Consider the following 4,133-nt stretch of genomic DNA (forward strand, 5'->3'; position numbering starts at 1 on the left):
CCATTGCCTTAGTATGTAGATTGCTTTGGTCAGTCATTTTTTACACTCCTTTGTATATCCAATAAACAATTGAATTATTATATCAAACAATCGCTTTGATTTCAGCTTCTCTATTCCTCTACATATAAGGGAATTTTAATCGCCATTAAATCTTCTGCCATTATCGTGTTTGCGAAAATTGCCTTACTTTCCTCTTTTAGCCGTTCCGAATCCTCGAGAGTATAGCGAGAACTAATATGAGTAAGAATTAGCTGCTTAGCTCCTGCTTTCATCGCCGTTTCTGCAGCCTGCACGGTGGTCGAATGAAAATAGGCCGATGCCATTTCAGTTTCTTCTGCCGAAAAGGTAGCTTCATGAACAAGAAAATCCGCAGATTCAGCCAGAATAAGAGCATTACTGCATACTCTTGTATCACCAAGAACTGTGATTATCCGACCTTTTTGAGGATCACCAAGATAATCTTTTCCATTCAAGACGCGACCATCATCGAGTTGGACCATTTCACCGTTTTTCAACGCTTTAAAAAGAGGTCCCGGCTTCACACCTTCCTGAAGCAACTGGTCTACAAGTAAGCTTCCTGGACGGTCTTTCTCTACAATACGGTAACCGACACTATAAATACCGTGATCAAGAGACAAAGCAGTCACTGTAAACTGCTCGTCCTCAAAAACTATGCCTTCCTCTATTTCAATAATTTCTAATGGATATTTTAAATGAGTGCCACTGACTTGTAAGCTTGTCGTAATATAGGCATCAATACCTTTTGGGCCATACACAGTCAATTTTTCTACCCCGCCCTGAAAAGACCTGCTACTTAATAAACCAGGAAGCCCAAAGATATGGTCACCATGTAAATGGGTAATAAAAATCTTTTCTATTTTACGCGGTTTAACTGCCGTTTTTAAAATTTGATGCTGTGTTGCTTCCCCACAATCGAATAACCAAACCGTTCCTCGTTCTTCCAATAATTGAAGAGCGATTGCCGTCACATTACGCGCTTTTGCCGGAACACCAGCGCCTGTACCTAATAAAACAAAATCCACATTCCTACCTCCGTTGCAAAAACTTTATAATTTAACTATAGCATAACAAAGGTGCTCTTTCATTTATGACTCTTTTAAAACTAGAGCCATTTTAAACTTTTCATGAAATATGAGAAAAAATGCGCAAATTGATTGCTTTGAGGGTAAGCTAACCGTAAAATTAGAAATTGGTACATATACAGAAATTCCAACTTCATACGACGGAATTAACGGAAAGTTGAGGTTTTAACATGACAGAAAACAATAAACCCACAGCATTAATCATGATTTTTGGTGCTACCGGAGATTTAGCGAAACGGAAACTATTTCCTTCCATATATCGACTATTTCAAAAACAAAAAATCAACAAATTTGCGGTCGTTGGTGTAGCAAGAAGACCATTGTCCACTGAGGAGTTTCAATCAAGTGTTAAAGAATCCATCCTTACGTTCGGACATGCGGAAGAAAGAGTCGATGAATTCATTTCCCACTTCCATTATCATTCTCATGATGTAACGAGCTCTGAATCGTATTTGCAGTTAAAAGGTTTTGCTGAAAATTTAGACGGACAGTATCAATTAGAAGGTAATAGAATCTTTTATTTAGCGATGGCACCGGAGTTTTTCGGGACAATTGCCGAGCAGATTAAAGCACAAGGCTTGACTGATACGACTGGCTATAAGCGTCTTGTCATAGAAAAGCCGTTTGGACACAGTTTCGAAACAGCACAAATATTGAATGAGCAAATTCGTACCGCTTTCGCTGAAGATGAAATCTATCGAATCGATCATTACCTAGGAAAAGAAATGGTTCAGAATATTGAAGTCATTCGTTTTTCCAATGCGCTCTTTGAACCGCTTTGGAATAACCGCTATATTTCTAACATTCAAGTTACATCAAGCGAAACGCTAGGGGTTGAAGAACGGGGTCGTTACTATGAAACCAGCGGTGCCCTTAGAGATATGGTCCAGAACCATCTGTTGCAGATGGTTGCCCTACTTGCTATGGAACCTCCGATTGCTTTGACAACAGAAGAGGTGCGTAGCGAAAAGGTACGAGCACTGCGTTCGCTACGGCCAATGAAAGTGGAAGAAGTCAATCAATACTTTGTCCGTGGTCAATATGGCAGCGGTAAAGTAGGCGCACAAACACTTTCGGCTTATCGCGATGAATTGAACGTAAATCCAGATTCCAACACAGAAACCTATGTTGCAGGTAAATTGATGATTGATAACTTCCGCTGGGCCGGTGTTCCCTTTTATATCCGAACAGGTAAGCGAATGGATGTAAAATCAACAAAAATTGTCGTCCAATTTAAAGATATCCCAATGAATCTGTATTATAAAACGGAAGAAACCTTGAACCCGAATCTTCTCGTTATCCATATCCAGCCTGATGAAGGAATCACTCTATACTTAAATGTTAAAAAATCTGGGACAACGTCGAATACGAAGCCTGTGAAACTTACCGTCTCCAACAAAGGAATTGAACATATTAACTCTCCTGAAGCCTATGAGAAGCTATTGTTTGACAGCATGCGTGGAGATGCTACAAACTTCACACACTGGGACGAAGTGGCCCTTTCATGGAAGTTTGTCGACACCATTTCTAATGCATGGGAAAATACTAAAGAAGAATCGTTCCCTAATTATGAAGCAGGATCGACAGGCCCCCTTGCATCCGATGAGCTTCTAGCCGAAGATGGACATATTTGGTGGCAAATCGAGAAATCAGAAAAGAAAAATGATTAATTAAATAATAAAGAGGATGCAGTGAATCTGCATCCTCTTCTCTATTCATGAGGCACTCTTCCTGACTAATTTCGCTCGGATAGTATGAATCATTTCCTTGGATTTTGACATTTCTTTATCTGTTTCTGAATTAAGCCAAAATGATACACCAAATTCAAAGCCAATAAAAAATAACATTATAGCTAAAGCCACCCAAATGATATACACAGTTACCCGCTCCTTCTCTCTCTCTCTTAACGTCATACTGTATCCTTCGATCTTCATTAGACTTTACTAACCATTCCTTTGCAGGTGTTTAAACCTAAAGAACAAGATTGAATGACATATATAATACTATGTTTTTTATCAAAAAAGAAAATACAAAGGCCCTATTTATTACCAGTATAGCATTACCATTTTATCCTTATCCAGCCAATATATAAAATTTTATTCACCATATCTCGTCCACATGCTTTAATTCGAACACCCCTTTTTATGTTCTATGTGAGGAGGAAGTGGCTTATATGGTAAAGTGACCACACTGCATTGGCGTTAAAAGGCCAAAAAAAACCGACTTAAAAAGGAAATCTCCCTTTTTAAGCCGGCTTACTTTCATTTATTTTTCCATCCATTCTGTATGGAAAGTTCCTTCTTTATCGATACGTTGATACGTATGTGCACCAAAATAGTCGCGTTGAGCTTGAATCAGGTTTGCTGGTAGCGTTTCTGTACGATAACTGTCAAAATAAGCAAGTGCAGATGCCAAGCATGGAACAGGAATTCCATTCATAACTGCTGTAGAAACTACCTCACGTAAAGCACCTTGATAGCTTTCTACAATACCTTGGAAATAAGAATCAAGAAGCAGATTGTTCAGGTTCGCTTTACGATCGTACGCTTCTTTGATTTTTTGTAGGAATTGTGCACGAATGATACAGCCCCCACGGAAGATCATTGCGATTTCTCCATATTGGAGATCCCAGTTATTTTCTTCGGATGCTGCCTTCATTTGGGCAAAGCCTTGTGCATATGAACAAATTTTACTCATATAAAGAGCTTTCCGAATACTTTCAATCAATGCCTTTTTATCACCAGTAAATGACTCAGCTTTTGGTCCACGAAGGATTTTGCTCGCTTCTACACGCTCTTCCTTGATTGCTGAGATAAACCGAGCAAATACAGATTCCGTGATGATTGGAAGCGGAACCCCAAGGTCAAGGGCACTTTGGCTTGTCCATTTCCCTGTTCCTTTTTGGCCTGCTTTATCTAAAATGATATCGACCATTGGCTTGCCAGTTTCATCATCATATTTTTTGAAAATATCAGCAGTAATTTCGATTAAATAGCTATCAAGCTCTCCTTTATTCCATTCTGTAAACAC

The 4,133-nt window shown here is 39.1% G+C and carries 4 protein-coding genes; 1 reads left to right on the forward strand and 3 read right to left on the reverse strand.

From position 1 onward, the window contains the following. Positions 1–110: 110 nt before the first annotated feature. Positions 111–1,043, reverse strand: coding sequence for a ribonuclease Z (rnz, locus tag AC1DUW_RS22310; RefSeq protein WP_053346879.1), 933 nt, complete (start codon positions 1,041–1,043; stop codon positions 111–113). A 230-nt stretch (positions 1,044–1,273) separates the two neighbouring features. Here rnz and zwf point away from each other — a divergent pair, with 230 nt between their 5' ends. Further along, positions 1,274–2,773, forward strand: coding sequence for a glucose-6-phosphate dehydrogenase (gene zwf, locus AC1DUW_RS22315; protein WP_053346880.1), 1,500 nt, complete (start codon positions 1,274–1,276; stop codon positions 2,771–2,773). 45 nt (positions 2,774–2,818) lie between these two features. Here zwf and AC1DUW_RS22320 read toward each other — a convergent pair whose 3' ends face one another. Next, on the reverse strand, positions 2,819–3,016 hold the full coding sequence (locus tag AC1DUW_RS22320) for a hypothetical protein (RefSeq protein ID WP_152952296.1): 198 nt from the start codon (positions 3,014–3,016) through the stop codon (positions 2,819–2,821). 352 nt (positions 3,017–3,368) lie between these two features. Further along, the coding region (locus tag AC1DUW_RS22325) for an NADP(+)-dependent, decarboxylating phosphogluconate dehydrogenase (RefSeq protein WP_477643494.1) at positions 3,369–4,133 on the reverse strand (765 nt) is incomplete at its 5' end.

It is taken from the genome of Peribacillus sp. P4_C12, from assembly GCF_056402095.1.